This window comes from Streptomyces sp. NPDC048416 (genome assembly GCF_043200435.1).
Taxonomy (GTDB): Bacteria; Actinomycetota; Actinomycetes; order Streptomycetales; family Streptomycetaceae; genus Streptomyces.
This window is the reverse complement of the sequence record NZ_JBICXU010000010.1, coordinates 1-18,832: the sequence shown is the minus strand read 5'-3', so window position 1 is coordinate 18,832 and position 18,832 is coordinate 1. Positions and strand designations below refer to the sequence as shown.

The 18,832-nt window shown below is 72.5% G+C and carries 15 protein-coding genes; 7 read left to right on the top strand and 8 right to left on the bottom strand.

The window, feature by feature from the left end; translation table 11 throughout:
* Positions 1-471: 471 nt before the first annotated feature.
* From ACGFW5_RS15195 to tatA, 3 genes are all read right to left on the bottom strand, one after another.
* The gene (locus ACGFW5_RS15195; protein ID WP_393834880.1) at positions 472-2,247 is read right to left on the bottom strand and encodes a prolyl oligopeptidase family serine peptidase; all 1,776 of its coding nucleotides are present in this window, start codon (positions 2,245-2,247) and stop codon (positions 472-474) included.
* 89 nt (positions 2,248-2,336) lie between these two features.
* Positions 2,337-3,299, bottom strand: a complete 963-nt coding sequence (locus ACGFW5_RS15190) for a threo-3-hydroxy-L-aspartate ammonia-lyase (RefSeq protein WP_393834680.1) — start codon at positions 3,297-3,299, stop codon at positions 2,337-2,339.
* A 43-nt stretch (positions 3,300-3,342) separates the two neighbouring features.
* Positions 3,343-3,594 (bottom strand): Sec-independent protein translocase subunit TatA, encoded by a 252-nt coding sequence (gene tatA, locus ACGFW5_RS15185; protein ID WP_393834679.1) that lies wholly within the window; start codon positions 3,592-3,594, stop codon positions 3,343-3,345.
* Positions 3,595-3,767: 173 nt separating this feature from the next.
* Here tatA and ACGFW5_RS15180 point away from each other — a divergent pair, with 173 nt between their 5' ends.
* From ACGFW5_RS15180 to ACGFW5_RS15170, 3 genes are all read left to right on the top strand, one after another.
* Entirely contained in the window at positions 3,768-5,285 is a 1,518-nt protein-coding gene (locus ACGFW5_RS15180) for an LCP family protein (RefSeq protein WP_393834678.1), read from the top strand.
* Positions 5,286-5,535: 250 nt separating this feature from the next.
* A complete protein-coding gene (locus tag ACGFW5_RS15175) occupies positions 5,536-7,062 on the top strand; it encodes an alkaline phosphatase (protein WP_393834677.1) in 1,527 nt (508 codons plus the stop codon).
* A 175-nt stretch (positions 7,063-7,237) separates the two neighbouring features.
* Positions 7,238-7,774, top strand: a complete 537-nt coding sequence (locus tag ACGFW5_RS15170; RefSeq protein ID WP_393834676.1) for a hypothetical protein — start codon at positions 7,238-7,240, stop codon at positions 7,772-7,774.
* Positions 7,775-7,789: 15 nt separating this feature from the next.
* On the opposite strand, the gene ACGFW5_RS15165 is transcribed toward ACGFW5_RS15170, so the two are convergent.
* From ACGFW5_RS15165 to ACGFW5_RS15150, 4 genes are all read right to left on the bottom strand, one after another.
* On the bottom strand, positions 7,790-8,881 hold the full coding sequence (locus ACGFW5_RS15165; RefSeq protein WP_393834675.1) for a type III polyketide synthase: 1,092 nt from the start codon (positions 8,879-8,881) through the stop codon (positions 7,790-7,792).
* A 29-nt stretch (positions 8,882-8,910) separates the two neighbouring features.
* A complete protein-coding gene (locus tag ACGFW5_RS15160) occupies positions 8,911-10,116 on the bottom strand; it encodes a cytochrome P450 (RefSeq protein WP_393834674.1) in 1,206 nt (401 codons plus the stop codon).
* Between the two features lie 562 nt (positions 10,117-10,678).
* A complete protein-coding gene (locus ACGFW5_RS15155) occupies positions 10,679-11,167 on the bottom strand; it encodes a molybdopterin-dependent oxidoreductase (RefSeq protein WP_393834673.1) in 489 nt (162 codons plus the stop codon).
* An 830-nt stretch (positions 11,168-11,997) separates the two neighbouring features.
* The gene (locus tag ACGFW5_RS15150) at positions 11,998-12,723 is read right to left on the bottom strand and encodes a DNA-binding response regulator (protein WP_393834672.1); all 726 of its coding nucleotides are present in this window, start codon (positions 12,721-12,723) and stop codon (positions 11,998-12,000) included.
* 106 nt (positions 12,724-12,829) lie between these two features.
* Here ACGFW5_RS15150 and ACGFW5_RS15145 point away from each other — a divergent pair, with 106 nt between their 5' ends.
* Positions 12,830-13,372, top strand: coding sequence for a GNAT family N-acetyltransferase (locus tag ACGFW5_RS15145; protein WP_393834671.1), 543 nt, complete (start codon positions 12,830-12,832; stop codon positions 13,370-13,372).
* A 65-nt stretch (positions 13,373-13,437) separates the two neighbouring features.
* Here ACGFW5_RS15145 and ACGFW5_RS15140 read toward each other — a convergent pair whose 3' ends face one another.
* Positions 13,438-15,168, bottom strand: coding sequence for a serine/threonine-protein kinase (locus tag ACGFW5_RS15140; RefSeq protein WP_393834670.1), 1,731 nt, complete (start codon positions 15,166-15,168; stop codon positions 13,438-13,440).
* A gap of 252 nt (positions 15,169-15,420) precedes the next feature.
* Here ACGFW5_RS15140 and ACGFW5_RS15135 point away from each other — a divergent pair, with 252 nt between their 5' ends.
* The 3 genes from ACGFW5_RS15135 to ACGFW5_RS15125 form a co-directional block, all read left to right on the top strand.
* Positions 15,421-16,215, top strand: a complete 795-nt coding sequence (locus ACGFW5_RS15135) for a B3/4 domain-containing protein (protein WP_393834669.1) — start codon at positions 15,421-15,423, stop codon at positions 16,213-16,215.
* 73 nt (positions 16,216-16,288) lie between these two features.
* Positions 16,289-17,503 (top strand): ATP-grasp domain-containing protein, encoded by a 1,215-nt coding sequence (locus ACGFW5_RS15130; RefSeq protein ID WP_393834668.1) that lies wholly within the window; start codon positions 16,289-16,291, stop codon positions 17,501-17,503.
* 2 nt (positions 17,504-17,505) lie between these two features.
* On the top strand, positions 17,506-18,832 hold a 1,327-nt coding region (locus ACGFW5_RS15125), incomplete at its 3' end, for an MFS transporter (protein WP_393834667.1).

The following is an 18,832-nucleotide window of genomic DNA, read 5'->3' as shown; positions in this document are numbered from 1 at the left end:
GCGGCCCGGCCCGGGCCGGCCCCCTCGTGGGCTCCGCCCCCGCGCCGCCGCGGACCGGCTGTGGCCGCCCGCGCAGTTCCCCGCGCCCCTGACGACGCCGCCACGGGCCCGCACGCCCACCTTCAGCCCGGCGGGCTGCTCGGTGCGGGCCGGCATGGACATCCTCAGCCCGTCCGGCGTTTGAGGACGAGCGCCGTTCAGGCGCGTTCGGGGTCTGGGGCGGAGCCCCAGGGTCCCTCGCCTTTTGGGTGCGGGCCGTGGTCGCTTCTCGCGCAGTTCCCCGCGCCCCTGGCGGCGCTGGCGCGGGCCCGCATGGACATCTTCAGCCCGTCCGGCGATTGAGGACAGGCGCTGGGGCGGGCCCGCATGGACACCCTCAACCCGGTGGACTGTTCGGCGCGGGCCCGCATGGACACGCCCAGCCCGTCCGGCGATTGAGGACAGGCATGAGGGCGGGCCCGTATGGGTGGGTCAGGGGGTGCGTGGGGGCAAGTGGCGGCGGGCGAAGTCGAGTTCGAGCCGCACCTGCTTGATGCGCTCCTCCACCACCAGCGACCCGTGCCCCGCGTCATAGCGGTAGACCTCGTGCGCCGCCCCCCGCGCAGCCAGCCGCTCCACATAGTTCTCCACCTGCCGGATCGGGCAGCGCGGATCATTGACCCCGGCCGAGATGTACACCGGCGCCGTCACGGCATCGACGTACGTCAGCGGCGAGGACGCACGGAAGCGGTCCGGGACCTCCTCCGGGGTGCCGCCCAGCAACGTCCGGTCCATCGCCTTCAGCGCCTCCATCTCGTCGTGGTACGCCGTGACGTAGTCCGCGACCGGCACCGCCGCGAGCCCCAGCGCCCACGCGTCGGGCTGGGTGCCGAGGCCGAGCAGCGTGAGGTAGCCGCCCCAGGAGCCGCCCGCCAGGACGAGGCGCGCGGGGTCGGCGAGGCCGGAGGAGACCGCCCAGTCGCGGACCGCCGCGATGTCCTCCAGCTCGATGAGCCCGACCCGGTGCTTGAGCGCGTCGGTCCACGCCCGCCCGTACCCCGTGGAGCCCCGGTAGTTGACCCGGACCACCGCGTAGCCATGGTCGATCCAGGCCGCCGGGCCCGAGGCGAACGCGTCGCTGTCGTGCCAGGTGGGGCCGCCGTGGATTTCGAAGAGGGTGGGGAAGGGGCCCTCGCCCGCGGGGCACTGCACCAGGGCGTGGATGCGCCCGCCGGGGCCGTCCACCCAGACGTCCCGCACCGGGACGGAGCCCGGCGCCTTGAACCCGGGCGGATCGAGCACGACCTCACCGGTCGTGGAGCGCACCTCGGACGGGCTCGCCGCCGACGACCACAGGTACTCCACCGTGCCGTCGGGCCGCGCCGTCGCGCCCGACACCGAACCCGCGGGCGTGTCGATCTCGATGAGCGAGCGGGTCGCCAGGTCGAAGCGGAACAGGCCGCTGCGGGCCTCGAAGCTGTGGACGACGAGCAGCCCCGAGCCGTCCGGATACCACTCGGCCGACACGTCGCCCGGCAGGTCGAGCGCGAGGTCGCTCTCCTCGCCCGACGCCACGTCCCAGATCATCGGCTCCCAGCGGCCGCGCCGCTGGTGCGCGACGAGCAGCCGGGAGTCGCCGGCCAGCGGCGCGAAGCCGAGCACTTCGAGCCCCAGCTCCTCGGCGCCGCCCTTGGTGTCGTCGAGCTCGGCGACCGCCGTGCCGTCGAGCCGCACCACGCGCAGCGCCGAGTGCATCGCGTCGCCGTGCTCGGTGTGCTCGACCGCGATCAGCGTCCCGTCGTGCGAGAGGTCGCCCACGCCCGCCGACTCGCGGTGCCGGTAGATCTCGACGGGCGCGGCCCCCGGGCGTACGACATGGATGGTGGAGCCGTCGTCGTCGGTGGAGCGGCCGATGACCGCGGTGCCGTCCCGGCCGAGGGCCAGGCCCGCCGGGTAGGACGGGGGAAGGCCCGGCTCGGCCGGCTCGTTGGCGCCGCCCCCGAACGGCTGGCGGCGCCACACACCGAACTCGTCGCCGTCGGTGTCGTCGAACCACCAGATCCACTCGCCGTCGGGCGTCAGGACGCCGTCCGTCGTCCCGTTGGGGCGGTCGGTGGCCCGGCGCTGCGCACCCGTGGCGCGGTCCCAGGCATACAGCTCGTACGTCCCTGTCGCGTTCGACACGAACAGCGAGCGGTCCGGGGCGTCCTCCGCCCAGTCGGGAAGGCCCACCCTCGGCGCCCTGAACCGCTTCTCCCACTCCGGCATCTCGTTCATACCCCCATCATGCGCCGAAGTGCCGACAATCCGTCCGCGTCCCCCTCAGCCTGTGGACAACCTCCGTGCCGGCGCCCGCCTCACCCGGCGAGCAACCGCGCGTAACGGGCCAGGTCCACATTGCCGCCGCTGATGATGACGCCCACCCGCCTGCCCCGGTAGCGCTCGGCCAGATCGCGGGCGCCGGCCAGGCCCAGGCAGCCCGTCGGCTCGACGACGGTCTTCATGCGGGCGGCGAACAGCCGCATGCAGTCGACGAGTTGGTCGTCGGACGCGGTGACGATGTCCTTCACGTGGTCGCGGATCAGCGGGAAGGGCCGGGTGCCGAGGTGCTGGGTCTGGGCACCGTCGGCGAGGGTCGTGGGAGTGTCGATGTGCACGATCCTGCCGGCCCGCAGCGACTGGCGGCCGTCGTCACCCGCCTCGGGCTCGACCCCGTACACCTCGCAGTCCGGAGCCAGCGCGCCCGCCGAGAGCAGGCTGCCCGACAGGAGCCCGCCGCCGCCGAGCGGCACGAACAGCGCGTCCAGCGGGCCGGTCTCCTCGAAGAGTTCCTTCGCCGCGGTGCCCTGGCCGGCCATGACGTCGGGGTGGTCGTACGGCGGGACCAGGGTGAGGCCGCGCTCCTCGGCCAGGACCCGGGCGATCTCCTCGCGGTCCTCGCTCCAGCGGTCGTAGGTGACCACGTCCGCCCCGTACCCCTTGGTCGCGGCCAGCTTGGCGGCGGGAGCGTCGTGGGGCATGACGATGGCCGCCGGGATGCCGAGCAGGGCGGCGGCGAGCGCGATGGCCTGCGCGTGGTTGCCGGACGAGTAGGCGATGACGCCCGCGCGCCGCTGCTCCGCGTCGAACCGGGACAGCGCGTTGAACGCGCCGCGGAACTTGAAGGCCCCCATGCGCTGAAGGTTCTCGCACTTGAAGTACAGGCTCAGACCGAGCTCGGCGTCGGTGAGCCGCGAGGTCATGACCGGGGTGCGGTGGGCGTGCGGGGCGATCCGCTCATGCGCGCGGACCACGTCGTCGTATGTCGGCAGTTGTTCCATGGAGGCCGAGCGTACGACGACCCCGGTCTGCGGAGTCAGGGGTTTACGGGGCCGGGCGGACCGGCGTCTCAGCGGGTGCCGGGGCCGGGGCCGGGGTGACGTGGGCGGCCGGGGCGGGAGCGGATGCCGGCGCCGGGCCGTCCTCGCGCATCGCCTTGGTCTCGCTCTTGAGGATGCGCAGGGACTTGCCCAGCGCGCGAGCCGTGTCGGGCAGCTTCTTCGAGCCGAACAGCAGGATCAGTACTACGCCCACGATCAGCAGGTGCCAGGGCTCAAGCCCGTTGCGCAGGAACATCCCGCGGTCCTCCCTCGTTCGGGTTCTGAAGCCCCGTGTTCCGGCCGCATTCTTCGTACGGCTGGGGCTGATGGGTCTCCATGAGACTTGCTACATTGCGCAACTGTACAACCAGAGCACGCGACTCACCGTCTCCTCTACAGAAGAGGCGCGAATGAGGGATGAGGGGTCCGATGGCCGGCAGCCACAAAGCGGGAGCGGCAAGCAGGCGTGAGAGCGAGGGTTCCGCCGTGCCGCGGCGCGGCAAGAAGCGCAGCCGGGCCCGTCTGATCGGCATCGCGGGGCTCTCCGTCGTCGTGCTCGCCGTCGCGGGCGGTGGCTGGATCTACCTCCAGCTGAACGGCAACATCAAGACGTTCGACGACGGCGGCCTGTCCGCCGACCGACCGGCCGCCTCCACCGACGGCTCGAACGTCCTGATCATCGGCTCCGACACGCGCTCCGGCGACAACGCCGAGTACGGGCACGGCAAGGGGGACATCGGCCGCTCGGACACCGCGCTCCTGCTGCACGTGTACGCCGACCAGAAGCACGCCGTCGCCGTCTCCATACCCCGCGACTCGCTGGTCGACGTACCCCCGTGCAAGCTCCCGAACGGCAGCTGGACCAAAGGGCAGCACCATGTGATGTTCAACTCGGCGTTCGAGGTGGGCGAGACGGTGCAGGGCAACCCCGCGTGCACGCAGAACACCGTCGAGAAGCTGACGGGGCTGCGCGTGGACCACACGATGGTCATGGACTTCGCGGGCTTCGCGAAGATGACCGACGCCGTCGGCGGCGTCCAGGTCTGCGTGCCCAGCAACGTCTATCAGGGCGACCTCAACCCCAAGCTCAAGCGCAAGGGCAGCCTGGTCTTCGCCAAGGGGCCGCAGAAGGTGTCCGGCCAGAAGGCCCTGGACTACGTGCGCATCCGGCACGGCATAGGCGACGGCTCCGACATCGGCCGCATCCAGCGCCAGCAGGCCTTCATAGGCAGCCTGATCAAGCAGGTCAAGGGCCAGGGACTCGACCCGACGACCCTGCTGCCGCTCGCCAACGCCGCCACCAAGTCGATGACCGTCGACCCCGGCCTCGGCTCCCCGAGCAAGCTCATATCCTTCGCGATGTCGATGAAGAACATCGACCTGCACAACACCAAGTTCGTGACCCTGCCCTGGCGCTACGAGGGCGAGCGCGTCGCCGTCGTGCAGCCCGACGCCGACAACCTGTTCGCGGCGCTGCGGGCGGACAAGACCGTGGACGGCAAGGACGCCGGGGGCAAGAGCGCGAGCGCCGCCCCCTCGGCCTCGCCCTCCGACTCGGCGCCCGCGCCCGCCTCCGGCAAGGGGATCAGCGTCGCCGTCTACAACGGCACCACCGCCAAGGGCCTCGCGGGCAGCGTCGCCGAGACGCTGAAGAGCTCGGGCTTCACGGTGACCAGCGCCACGACTGCCGCCACCCAGGACTACACGCACACCGTCATCCAGTACGGCGCGGCCGACGAGGCCAAGGCCAAGACGCTCGCCACGCACTTCCCCGGCGCGCTGCTGCGCTCCGCCAAGCAGCCGGGCCTGAACCTCATCGTCGGCACGCAGTACAAGGCCGGCGGGGCGGCCGCGGCGTCCAGCGCCCCCGCCGCGGTCCCCTCCTCCGTCGCGGACAAGGCCCGCTCGGCCGACGACAACATCTGCTCCAACCTCTCGTACGGCTAGGAACGGATCCGGCCCGGAACGCGGGCAGGGCGGGCATGCCGGAACCGCCGGGAACGCAGGACGAGGGCGCCGGGAGCGTACGCCGGGAACGCAGGGCAAGGGCGCCGGGAGCGTACGCCGGGAACGCAGGACGAGGGCGCCGGGAACGTAGTGCGGGAACCATAAGAACGTATAGGGAAGGCAAAGGCGTTCGTCCCCGCGTCGCCCGCGCCTCCCGGTCCGTTCACCTGCGACTCGTAGCTTCGCCGCCATGAGAGACAAGGCACTGAAGGTGCTCGCGGTCGTCACGGCGGCCTCCGCCATCGCCGCGGGCACGGCCGCCACCGCGAGCTCCACGCCCCGGCACGGCGGTCACGGCGGCAACGGCGGACGCGAGATACACAACGTCATCTACCTGCTGGGCGACGGCATGGGCCGCACCCATGTCACCGCGGGCCGTGAGCGCTACTACGGCGCGCAGGGCAAGCTGAACATGGAGCGCCTGCCCTACACCGGCGCCGTCGCCACCTACGCCGTCGAGAAGGGCAGCGACCGGCCCGCCCTGGTGACGGACTCGGCGAGCGCCGCCACGGCCTGGGCCTCGGGCGTCAAGACGTACAACGCCGCCATCGGCGTGGACAGTTACGAGAAGAAGCGCGTCACGCTCATGGAGCAGGCCAAGGCGGCCGGCTTCGCCACCGGCAACGTCTCGACCGCGGAGATCACCGACGCCACACCGGCCGCCCAGTTCAGCCACGCCCTGCTGCGCGGCTGCCAGGGCCCGACGTACTCGGACGCGTCCTGCCTGCCGAAGAACGCCGACGGCAGCTACGAGAAGGCGCCCGCCGACAAGACGCTGATCACCCCGATCGCCGAGCAGATCGCCCGCAACGGCACCGCCGACGTGGTCCTGGGCGGCGGCCTTGCCCGCTTCGAGCCGGACGACCAGAAGGCGCTCCAGAAGCAGGGCTATCAGGTGCTCGGCTCGTTCGGTGACCCCAAGTCGGCCGCGCAGAGCGCCAGTTCGCAGCGGGTCGCCACCAAGGCGGACCTGGACAAGGCGCGCGGCAAGAAGGTGGTCGGGCTCTTCAACCGGGGCAATCTGACGGTCGAGGCGGCCAAGGCGTCGCTGCCGGCGGGCGCCCCGCAGAAGCAGGAGCCGACGCTCGCCGAGATGGCGAAGAAGTCGATCGACCTGCTCGACGGCCGCTCGCGCAACGGCTTCTTCCTCCAGATCGAGGGCGCCCAGATCGACAAGCGCTCGCACGCCAACGACGCCGCGCAGACGCTCGCCGAGGTCAAGGCGTTCGACGACGCGGTCAAGGCGGCCACCGACTTCGCGAAGAAGGACGGCCACACTCTGGTCGTGGTCACGGCCGACCACGAGTGCGCGGGCTTCAACATCATCGAGAAGGGCACCTACACCAACGCCGAGTCGGCGGCGCCCCCGGCCAACACGGACGCGGGCAACCCGGCCAACAACTCGTCGACGCAGCGCGGCACTTCGGGCGACAAGGACCCCTCGCGTTCGACCGGCATCGCCAACGGCGCGGGCGCGGGCGACGCGAAGAACTTCGCCCCGGCGACGTTCCGCACCCCCGACGACCCCAAGGGCGTCAAGGACGGCAGCCCCGACGCGAGCCTGTGGCTGACCTACCTGTCCGGCAACCACACCGGCGCCGATGTGCCGATCTTCGCGTACGGGCCGGGCGCGGACCGGTTCGCGGCGAGCCAGCTCAACACCGAGCTGTACGGGAAGATGTACGGCTCGCTGTTCGGCCGCTCCCCGCGCGGCTGACCCCAAGGCCGCGCACGAGCACCCGCACCGGCCCGCGTACGGGCACCCGTACGCACCCGTACGCACCCGTACGCACCCGTACGCACCCGAGCGTGCGCGCCGGCACGATCCGGCCCCGCCCCGCCCCGCCCCGGCCCCGCCTCGCCCCCGCACCCCCGCACAGGAGCAGTACGTCATGAGACGCATCGCCGGCCAGGCCCACCGGGCCCACCGGGCCGCCCAGGCGGTCCTGGCCATCCTCGCCCTCGGCCTGGTCACCGCGTGCGGCGGCGGGTCCGGGGAGCGGGCCGGGGACGCGCCGAGCCCCGTCCCCTCGGTGAGCTTCGCCGCGCCCGGACAGGCCGCGGCCCCGGCCGCGCACCAGAAGCTGGGACGCGGTGAAGTGCGCCTGGAACAGGGCCCGTTCACCGACCGGGTGAAGGTCACGGGCGGGGCGCTCGGCGCCGGGTCCGCCGTGACCGGGCACCTCGCCGTCACGTCGGACGTCAGCGAACTCATCGCCCTTGAGGTGCGCGCCGCCTACTACGACGCGGACGGCAGGCTGCTCGGCACCGGCTCGTTCCACTACGCCGAGGAGGGACACGACGAGCACGCGGCCGGCCACACCCCGGCGGCCGAGGGGCCCGGAATCGACTTCCGGGTCCGCCCCTCGGCCCTGACCGGCACACCGGCCGGTGTGGTGATCTCGATCCCCGTCCTGGTCAACGAGTAGATACGGAACGGGAGTTCACAGGCTGGCCGTCAGCTCGCTGAGCTCGCGGTCGATGCCCGGGCCCGCGTTCCAGCTTCCCACGCCCATCTCCGCGGTGATGCCGGGGCCGAACCCGGCGATCAGGCCGCGGGCGCCGTCGTCCATGCCGCCCTCGTCGAAGAGCCGGGCGAGCGCGTCGAAGACCACCGAGCTCGCGATGTTGCCGCGTTCGGTGAGGGTGCTGCGGCTGAAGCGGAACATCTCGGGACCGAGGTCCAGGAAGTGGCACAGGTCGTCCAGGATGCGCGGTCCGCCCGCGTGCACGATGTAGAAGTCGAGCCCGCCGACATCCCAACTGTGCTGCGCCACCAGGGTTTTGAGGGCGGGCGCCAGCATTTCCATGGTGCCCGGCACTCGCTTGTCGAGCTGGAAGTGGAAGCCCGTCTCGCGCACCGCGTACGAGATCCAGTCCTCGGTGTCGGGCACCAGGTGCGAGCCGTTGCGCTCGATCCGCATGCCGGTGCCGCCCTCACCGCGTACCACCGCGGCCGAAAGGGCGTCCCCGAACAGGCCGTTGGACAGCAGCGAGCCCACTCCGATGTCGGTGGGCTGGTACAGCAGCGAGCAGAACTCGCACGACACGATCAGCACGTTGGAGCCCGGGTAGGCCGTGATGAAGTCGTGGGCGCGGTTGATGGCGGCGCCGCCCGCCGCGCAGCCGAGCTGGGCGATGGGCAGCTGGCGGGTGTCGGAGCGGAAGCCCATCGTGTTGATCAGCCAGGCGGTCAGCGAGGGCATCATGAAGCCCGTGCACGACACGTAGACGATCAGATCGATGTCGGCGGCCTCGGTCTCGGCGTGGGCGAGCGCACGGCGCACCACATCGGGCACCCGGCGCTTGGCCTCGGCCTCGTACACCTGGTTGCGGTGCTCGAACCCGGGGTGGGCCAGGGTCTCTTCGAGGGGCTGGACGAGGTGGCGGGTGACGACGCCGGTGTTCTCGATGAGGCGCAGCACCAGATCGCGTTGCGGGTGCCCGGCGTGCATCTCGCGGGCCAGATCCAGGGTCTGCTCCTGGGTGATGACGTGGTCGGGCACGGCGATCGCCGGTCGGCACAGGGTGGCCATGGGACTTCCCTTCTTCGGTGGGGGGTCGGTCACCAGGCGACCGGAAGGCGGAGCGGGTGACGCCAGATGGAGTGGGTGTTCCACGGCACGTCGGTGGGCGCGCCCGCGAGGCGCACCGTGGGGAAGCGGGTGAGCAGCGAGGTGAACGCCACCTCCAGTTCCATCTGGGCGAGCGGGGCGCCGAGGCAGTGGTGGGCGCCCCAGCCGAACGTCATGTGCGGGACGGTGCCGCGGTCCAGGTCGACCTCGTGGGGCCGGTCGAACTTGCGGGTGTCCCGGTTGGCGGTGAGGTAGGAGACGTGGACGATGTCCCCGGCCCGGATGAGCACCCCGCTCAGCTCGACGTCCTCGGTGGCGACGCGGGGGATGCCGACGCCCTTGCGGAACGGGATGAAGCGCAGCAGTTCGTCGAGGACGGCGGGGAAGCGGCCCGGGTGTGTTCGCAGGCCGTCGAGGATGTCCGGCCTCGTCAGCAGCGTGTAGGCGATGTTCCCGAGCTGGTAGGTGGTGGTGTCCTGGCCGGTGATGAGCAGGACCATCGCCATCACGGCGAGCTCCTGGTCGTCGAGGAGTTCGGCGCCGTCGCGGGCGGTGGCGAGGGTGGAGATCAGGTCGTCGCCGGGGGAGCGGCGGCGGGCGGCGGTGAGGTCGGTGAAGTAGGCGCGCAGGTCGGCCTTGGCCGCGACGGCGGCCTCCCGGCCCGCCGCGCCGATGTTCATCATGGTCAGCGCGTGGCCGCGCAGCCAGTCCCGTTCGTCGGCCGGGATGGCAAGGACCTCGCAGATGGTGACGAGGGGGAGCGGGGCGGCGATGTGCTCGACGAAGTCGGCGGGCGAGCCGTGCGCGGCCATCGTGTCGAGCAGGTCGTCGACCACGCGCTGGGTGCGTTCGCGCATCCGCGTCACATGCTTGGGGGCGAAGCTCTTGGCGACGAGGCTGCGCAGCCGGCTGCTGGCCGGCGGGTCCATGAGGTTGATCGACTCGTCCTGCACGATGGGCTCGGGCGTCATGCGCGGGAAGTCACGGCCGATGACGGCGCTGCGGCTGAAACGGCGGTCGGTGGTCACCGTCCGCACGTCCTCGTACCGGGTGACGAGCCAGGCCTCGCCCTCCCCGTACGCCATCCGGATGCGCGCCACCGGTTCCTCGGCGAGCATCCGCTGGAGCTGCGGGTCGAATTCGAGGGCGTCGGCGTAGTCGAAAGGGCAGCTCCACACGGTGTCTGTGGTCTCCACGAGGCGTACTCCGGTGTGTCAGGGACAGGCGGGGGGAGGGGCTGGGGCCTTTCGTCCGGACCGGACCGGACCGGGCGCGGGGGCTCCCTGATCCGGTCCGATCCAAACGAAAGGCCCTGGCGCTGTATCCCCTGACGCCGTCATGAGCATGTCCGCGATCGGCCTGATTAACCGATTTGAGGGAGAGTGCGGCGCCCCGGGGCGACAAACCGCCGACGGCCTCGTCGTGGACGCTCCCGTGCAGGTGGGACCGGGTGTTGCTCAGGACGGCGGGGTGCGGCGGAACGGTTCACGACGTGCGGGTCCGCCTCGATGGCCACGGCCGTGCCGTGCTGGGCCGTGCTGGGCCGTGCTGGGCGGCACCGTGTTCGGCCGGTGAGGTGATCTTGCGGGGTGAGCGCCGACAGCTCCGTACGGCCGAGCCGGGCCGAGCCGGGCCGGCGCCCGGTCCCGCGGCCCTCCTGTCGCGGTCGCGGGCGAGCTCGGCGTCCATTCCGATGCCATGACCACACGGGTCTGCCGACCGCCGCCCCCGCCGCCCCGGCCGCCCCGTGATGGGGGCTCAGTCCCGCGTCTCCTCCGCCGGGCCAGGGATCGGGCTCGGGCACGTACGCAGCCGGACCTGGGTGATCCCGCTGATGTAGCGGGCCCCGCAGCGGTCCGACGGGACCACCAACTGGGCGCCGATCCCGTCCAGTTGGGCGCCGTCGAGCGCGGTGGCGAGCAGGACGGGCGAGTCGCCGAAGTCCTCGTCGATCTCGGCCCAGGACAGCACCGTGGCGTGCCCGTCCTCGCCGGTGACCTCCAGGAGGAAGCGGGAGCGGTCCTTGCGGCGGGCCGGATCGAAGCCGGGTCCCGCCGCGGTGACGACCTCACGCAGCAGCGGGCCGGTGAAGGTGTGGGCCCGGGGGCCGCTGGTCGCGCAGTCGAAGGTGACGGCCGCGGTCCGCTGCGGCCACCGCTCGCGCAGCTCCGCCACGCTCAGCACAATCGGTCGGTCCACCGCACCCACCACCGCAATGTGGTGTTCCACCCCGCTTTTAGGAGTCATAGAGCAGAGTATGGCCCGCAGATGCGGCGCACGGCAGACCCCCGCAGCACCCGTCCGCGACCCCGCACGCAGCCCTGCGCTTTGCAGTCCCGTAGTTGCTGGTCCCGTACCTGCTGGTCCTGCGCGCTGCGGTCCTGCACTTTGCGTCCCGCGCCCCCGCTTCGCGGTCCCGTACTTCGCGGGCCCGTACTCCCCGGCCCCGAGCTTCCCGGCCCCGTGCTTCCCGGCCCCGAGCTTCGCGGTCCCGTGCTTCCCGGCCCCCCGCTAAGCGGTCCCGTACTTCCCGGTCCTGCACTTTGCGTCCTGCGCTTCGCGGTCCCGTACTTCCCGGCGCCCCGCTAAGCGGTCCCGCACCTCGCGCCCTCGCTTTGCGGTTCCGTACTTCCCGGCCCCCCCGCTTCGCGGACCGGTACTTCCCGGCCCCCGGCTTTGCGGTCCCGAGCTTTGCGGTCCCGTACTTCCCAGCCCCCCCGCTTCGCGGACCGGTACTTCCCGGCCCCCGGCTTCGTGGTCCTGAGCTTTGCGGTCCCGTACTTCCCGGCCCCCCGCTAAGCGGTCCCCCGCTAAGCGGTCCCCCGCTAAGCGGCCCCCCGCTAAGCGGTCCCGAGCTTCGCGGTCCCGAGCTTCGCGGTCCCGAGCTTCGCGGTCCCGAGCTTCGCGGTCCCGTACTTCCCGGCCCCGCACCTCGCGCCCCCGCTTCGCGGTCCTCCGCGGTCTTCAAGTTCGCGTGCGAGCGCAGGGTCCCGAGTTCCCTGGCCCCCCTTCCCTGGCCCCCTTTCCTGGTCCCCCGCTTCGCGGCCCTCGCTTCGCGGCGCCCCGCCAGGCCGTCCTCAAGCCGGCGTGCGCGCTGCGTCCCGTACTTCCCGGCTTCCCGCCTCGCGGGCCTCCGCGTCGCCGTCCTCAAGTTCGCGTGCGCGCAGCCCCGCCTGGAAGCGGGACGTGGCGCCGAGTGCCCCCATCAGGTCGGCGACGCGTCGCCGGTACGTACGTAGGGACATGCCGAGCTGCCGTGCGGCCGACTCGTCGGTGTGCCCCGCCCCGAGCATCCGCAGGATCCACCGCGCCTCGGGATCGAGCGGCACGGCGGGACGCCGGCGCAGATGCTCGTCGAGTTCGACGGAGGTCTCCCACGCGGCATGGATCAGCGTCCTGAGTCCCGCCACGACGTCCGGGGAACGGATCACCGTGTAGGTGCGGATGCCACCGGTGGGGGCGCCGGCGAGGATGGCGACGCGCCGGTCCAGGACGATGGTCTCCTGCGCGAGCGGCGCCGCGCAGATACGGATGTCGGCGCCATTGGCCGCCATCCTGGTCAGGCGTTGCTCCGCCCGCGCGTCGGGCAGCGCCTGCGGGGCGTAGAGCTTGCGCAGCGCGACGCCGCCCGGCTCGGTGGAAGGGCGCAGCCCGGCGGCGAAGGCGGTGCGGACCCCGCTCGACCACGTCACCGGATCGGCGGCGGCGACCAGGAACTCCCGTTGTGCCCCCGCGAACAGATGCCCGGCCCGGTCGATGAGCGCGCGCTCGCCGTGGAGGGTCACGATCGGTTCGTCGTTCATGATCCGGCCAGTCTGCGGCGCCCGGCGGGTCCGGTCAACGCGCGCCCGGGGCGCACGGCGGCTCCCGCCTGTTCCGCGAACCGCCGTGACCTGCCACGCTGTTGCGATGACAGAGGTGTTCTTGCGACGGCTTTCCCGATGGCAGGCCGAGCAGCAGCGGGAATCCGTCGCGGATCTGTACGCGGCGGCGTACGAGGATGTGCCGGGCGTGGAATCGCTGGGGCGGAGCGGATTCTTGAGCCGTTTCGCGGAGGACGTGCAGCGCCCCGGCTTCGACATGGTCATCGCGGGGGACCCGTTCCTGATCGGCTGCGCGTACGGCTACCCGCCGGGTCGTGAGGGCGAATGGTGGCACGGCTTTCGCGGCGCCGAGACCGACGGCGACGAGGAACTGGCCACATCGGACCGGGTGTTCGCGGTCGCCGAGCTCATGGTGCTGCCCTCGCGTCGGCGCACCGGCATCGCCACCCGGCTCCAGGAAAGACTCCTTGAGCGCCAGGAGGCCGACCTGCTCACCGCCCTGATCACCCCCACCAACACGCCGGCCGCGGCGGCGTACGCCTCCTGGGGCTGGACCAGGAGCGCCCGCCCCGCCGTGCCCACGACGACCCCCGCTCTCGACGCCTGGACCCGCCGCCCGGCGGGCTGAGACACCGGGTCGCCCGGCGCGCGGGCCGGGGTTCGTTCGCCGCAGAACCGTTCGCCGCGTTCCGCTCAGAACCCCTCCCTGCGCCGCCTCGCTCGACGGGCGATGACGGCGGGGACGACGTAGATCATGGCGAGCGAGCCGAGGGCCAGGAAGAAGGAGAGGACGCCGGTCAGGGAGTCCACCACGTTCTGGTACGGGGTCACCACGCCGTGGTGGCGGGATGCGACGCCCATCGCGCTGTAGGTGCTGATCCCCCACCAGCCCTGCACCTCGAAGAAGGCGAGGACGAGCCAGAACGTCTGGTTCAGACCGCACCACCGGCCGGTCGGCATGGTTCGGCGGGCCGCTGTGAGCAGGCCACCGAGGGCCAGCAGCGCCGGTACGGCGATCACCCGGAGCCAGCCCATGAAGCTGGGCTCCGCGAACACCACCAGACCGGAGCCGATACCGAGCGGCACCAGCCAGAGCAGCCCGAACAGGGGGTTGCCCAGGAGCCCGCCGTACACCCAGGACAGGTCGCCCCGCTGGTGGGCGCCGACGGTGTGGGGGTGTGCGTCCGGAGCGACCGTCGGATACCCGTACTGCGGCGGTGCGGTCGGCGCCCCGGGGTGGCTGTACGCGGTGCTGCCGGACCCGTGGCCGTAGCCGTAACCCCCGCCGGAGCCGGGGCCGGGGCCCGGGCCCAGGCCGGGGCCGGGCGGGCGCGGCGGGGCAGCCGAAGGGCGGCCGGGGCCCGGCGCGGGCCCTTGCGTCGCGGCACCATGGAACCCGGCATCGCGGAACCCGGCACCGTGGAACCCGGCACCGGGAAATTCGGCACCGTGGAACCCGGCGGCGTCGTCACCGGATCCCGAGGACCCGACGGTCGCGCCCGCGGGCACCCCCGGCCCGGCCGCCGCCTCCCCGGGCCCCGGCCCGGTCCGGCCGACGTCGTCCCGCGCCTCCAGATTCAGCAGCTCCTCCGACGTACGGGCGATCGCGGACGCCACGGGCGCGGGCAGCCAGGTGTCCGTCGTCGTGTCCAACGCCCGCGCCCGGGCGTGGAGTTGGGACGCGCTCGGGCGTCGCTCGGGATCCTGGTCCAAGCAGTGCGCGATGAGGAGCGCCAACCGGCCGTCCACGCCGGGCAGTTCGTCCGGCCGCGTGCCGCGGCGCGGGGTGATGCCGGTCGCGGCGAAGGCCAGCGTCAGGCCGTAGCTGTAGATGTCGACGGCCGATGTGACGCGCTCGCCGTAGGCCTGCTCCGGTGACATGTACGCGGGCGTGCCGATGCGGGCGCCCGACAGGGTGAGGCCGGTGTCCAGGGCCGCGTGGACGATGCCGAAGTCGATGAGCCGGGGGCCCGATGTCGACAGGAGCACGTTGGACGGCTTGAGGTCCCGGTGCACGAGGCTCTTGCCGTGGACGTGGTCGAGGGTGTGCGCGAGGCCGGCCGCGAACCGCCACAGCGCCTGTTCGGGCAGCGGTCCGAACGCGTCGACCGCGGCCTGTAGGGACGGCCCCGGCAGGTAGTGCGAGGCGTACCAGGGGTGCTGCTCGTCGACGCCCGCGTCCACCACCGGCACGGTGCCTGCGCCCGAGACCCGCCGCACCGCGTCCACCTCGCGCCGGAAACGGTCCCTGAAGCCGGGAACGGCCGCCATGTCGGAGTGGATCAGCTTCAGCGCCACCGACCGGCCACCCCGGTTGCGGGCCAGGTACACCCGGCCCATGCCGCCCTCGCCGAGCCGCCCCAGGATGCGGTACGCACTCACGGTGCGTGGGTCCCGTTCGTCCAGCGGCTCCATCAACTGCATCCCGATGTCTCTGCGTTGCGCGAGTGCGCATTCTGGCACGGCAGGGCGTTCCCGTACCCGCGCGCCCGTACCGGCGGACCGGGTCCTCGTCCGCGTCCCCATCCATGGCCCCACCTGCCCGTCCATCGGCAAGTGGACTGCTGGAATTGCCGGGAATTGGCCACAGCCGGCGCCGGGCCCGCTTTCTACTGTCGGACCGTCATCAGCGCTCCCCGCCCGCCACCGGCCGGCCCACCGAAGGAACACACGCCCATGCAGAGCTCCCCCGGCGCCCCCGGCGCCCCCGGCGCCCCCGGCGACGACCACCCCCTCACTGTGTCGGTCGACGGACTCCTCACGGAGCGCGTGCCCCGCTATGTGCTCGGTCTGGTCGCGGTCCCGTACGCCGACGTCGTCAGGGAGGCGTCTCAGACGCGGGGGTGGCTCACCGCGGCCGAGGACGCGCTGCACGCGGACTGCCTCAGCAGGGCGGACATCTCGGCGCTGCCCGCGATCGCCGCCTGGCGGGAGGCGTACCGCATGGTCGGCGTCAACCCGAACGCGTACCCCTGCGCCGCCGAGTCCGTCCTTCGCCGGGTGGCCAAGGGCGGCCGGCTGCCCAGGATCAACTCCCTGGTCGACCTCTGCAACGCGGTGTCCTTGGACTCCCGGCTGCCCGTCGCGTCCTGCGACGTGGGGGACATCGAGGGAGAGCTGGAGGTGCGTCCGGCACACGGCGACGAGGTCTTCGTGCCGCTGGGCGCGCCGGACGCCACCGAGACCCCGGACCCCGGCGAGGTCGTCTACGCCGACGGCCGGGGCCGTGCGCACTCGCGGCGCTGGAACTGGCGCCAGGGCGACGTGGTCAAGACCGACACCGGTCGCCGTCGGCTCCTGCTCACCGTCGAATCGACGCACGACGGAGGCCGCGCCGTGGTCGAGAAGACGCTGGGCCGGCTCGTGGAAGCGCTGAACGTGCTCGGCGCGCGGCCGGGACGACCCGTGGTGCTCGACCGGACCACCCCGTACGGGGAGCCGTTCGCGTTGTCGACCGTGACCACGCGCTGATGGCGCACCCCCTGCCCTGTCGGCCGCACCCCGCCCTGCCCGTCGGCGACCCGTATGAGGAGCACCGCACCCCATGAACCCCTCCATCCTGGTGGTCCACCGACCCGCCGCGGGGCGCTACACCGCCCAGTTCCGCAGCGTCGTGGCGGCCGCCGCCGAGCTCGGCGTGGCCACCGTGGTGCTGCTGCCCACCGGGTGTACGGCGCCCGAGGCCGACGGGCTCGCGCGCTACCACGCGGACCTGGACGACACCGCGGCCGTCCGCGCCGCCATCGGCACGATCGTGGCCGAGCACCGCATCGAGCGGATCTTTCCGCTGTTCGAGGGGGACGTGCTGCCCGCGAGCCGGGCCCGCAAGGACCACGGCATTCCCGGCCTCACCCCGGACCAGGCCCTCACCTTCCGCGACAAGTTCGTCATGCACCGCCGCGCCGAGGAGCTCGGCGTGCGCGTGGCCCGCTCCTGCCGGCCCGACACCATCGGGGCCGTCGCCGAGTTCGCCGGGCAGGTCGGCTACCCCGTCGTCATCAAGCCGTACGCGGGCTGGGCGTGCGGCGACACCCACCGCGTGGACGACCGGGCCGAACTCGACCGCGTGTGGCGGGAGATGGGGGACGACCGGCACGCGTACCGGGTCGAGGAATTCGTCCGCGGCACCGAGTTCCACGTCGACTCGCTGCTCCGGCGCGGCGAGGTCGTCTTCGAGCAGCTGTCCCAGTACACGTACTCCGTCCTCGACTACCGCGACGAGCCCGGCGGCACCATCTCCCGCAAGTACGGCCTGTCCCCGCACGAGCGGCGCATCCTGGACCTGAACGCGAAGGTCGTACCCGGATTCGGCCTGAGTACCGGGGTCGCGCATGCCGAGTTCTTCCTCCTGGACGACGGCGGGATCGTCTTCGGTGAGGTGGGCGCCCGGGCCGGCGGCGGCTCGATCGTGCCCGCCGTCCAGGCGGGGCGCGGCATCAACCTGGCCGGTGAGTGGTGCCGCCTCGAACTCGACCCCGGTCACCGGCCCGCGACGCGGCTGGGACCGGAGACCGGCACCGAGTACCTGACGTCCGGCGTGTACGGGACGATCACCGCCATCACGTCGGCCGCCGAACTGATGGCGCTCGACGGCGTGGTGGACGCATGGGTGGGGAAGCGCGTCGGCGACGTCCTGGCCCCGCCGACCGCCTCCAACGACGTGCTCGGCTGGTACGTGTGCGAGGGCGTCGACTTCGACGACGTGCTGGCCCGCTTCAAGTCGGTCCGGGCCACCTTCCGTGTAGAGACCGGGACCTGACCATGGCCTGGATCGCGCGCGTCAGGCAACTCCCGCCCGCACTGCGGGTGTTGTTCCTGGCCTCCTTCATCAACCGGGCCGGCATGTTCGTCTTCCCGCTGCTCGCCGTCTACCTGGTGCGCGGCAAGGGCCTCGGCCCCGGCGAGGCGGGCCTGCTCCTCTCCGTGGGCAGTACGGGGCTGCTTGCCGGCAGCCTGCTGAGCGGCCCGCTGGGCGACCTGAAGGGCAGGCGCACGGCGCTCCTGAGCGCGCTGGCCCTCAACGCCGCCGGATATCTCGGCCTCGCCGCGCTGGACGGCCCGCCCTGGACGTACGCGGCGTTCCTCTTCGTCGCCCTCGTCGGCATGGGCATGTTCAGCCCGGCGTCCAACACCCTGGTCGCGGATCTGACCACCTCCGAGCAGCGCCCGTTCGCGTACACGATCAGCTACGTCGGCAACAACCTGGGCATGGGCGTGGGACCGCTCCTCGGCGGGGTCGCCGCCGCGTACTCGTACCGGGTCATGTTCGCGGGGGACATCCTGGCGGGTCTGCTGTGCGCGGCGATGATCGCGCTCCGGGTGCCGGGCGAGCCCGGAAGGAGGCGCCCCGGGCCGCCCGGCACGGCGCGGGGCGCGGCCCGCGGGGACGGGCGTTCCGCTGCGGCGGGCCACCGCCAGGTGCTGCTGCTGGTCCTTGTCTCCTTCTTCTACGTCGTGCCGCTCATCGGTCTGGAGTACGCGCTGCCGCTCGCCGTCACCACGGTGCTGCACGACTCGGCGGGTCTGGTCGGAGCCGTCTACACGATCAACAGCGTCGTGGTGGTGAGCCTCGGCCTGTTCATGGAGAGGCACCTGCGCGGCCACGGCACCAGGACCCTGCTGCTGGTCGCGGGGGCGCTGTGGACACTGGGGCTCTGTGTGATCGTCTTCGGGTTCTCGCTGCGCGCGCTGCTGCTCTCCACCGTGGTGTGGACGCTCGGCGAGATCATCGTGTCCGTCGTGGTGCCCACGTATGTCGCCGACCATGTCGACGAGTGCCGGGTCGGCGGTTACATGGCGCTCAACGGGTTCGTCCTCGGCGTGGCCCGTCTCGTCGTGCCGGCCGGCCTCGGCGCGCTGTGGACGGCCCACGGCCACCGTCCCGTCTTCGTGGCCCTGCTGTGTGCGCCGCTCGTGGGGATGGCGGGGTTCGCGCTGCTGAGGATCGGACCGTCCGCTGCCGCGGCCACCGCTCGGCCCGGCCCGGACCCGGTGCGGGCTAGGGGGTGTCTGGTGGATCATGGCCGGGGGTGCGGCGCCTGGCACGGCACCTCGCGGCGTTGCCGAAACGCCCCGATAGCTCCGCTAT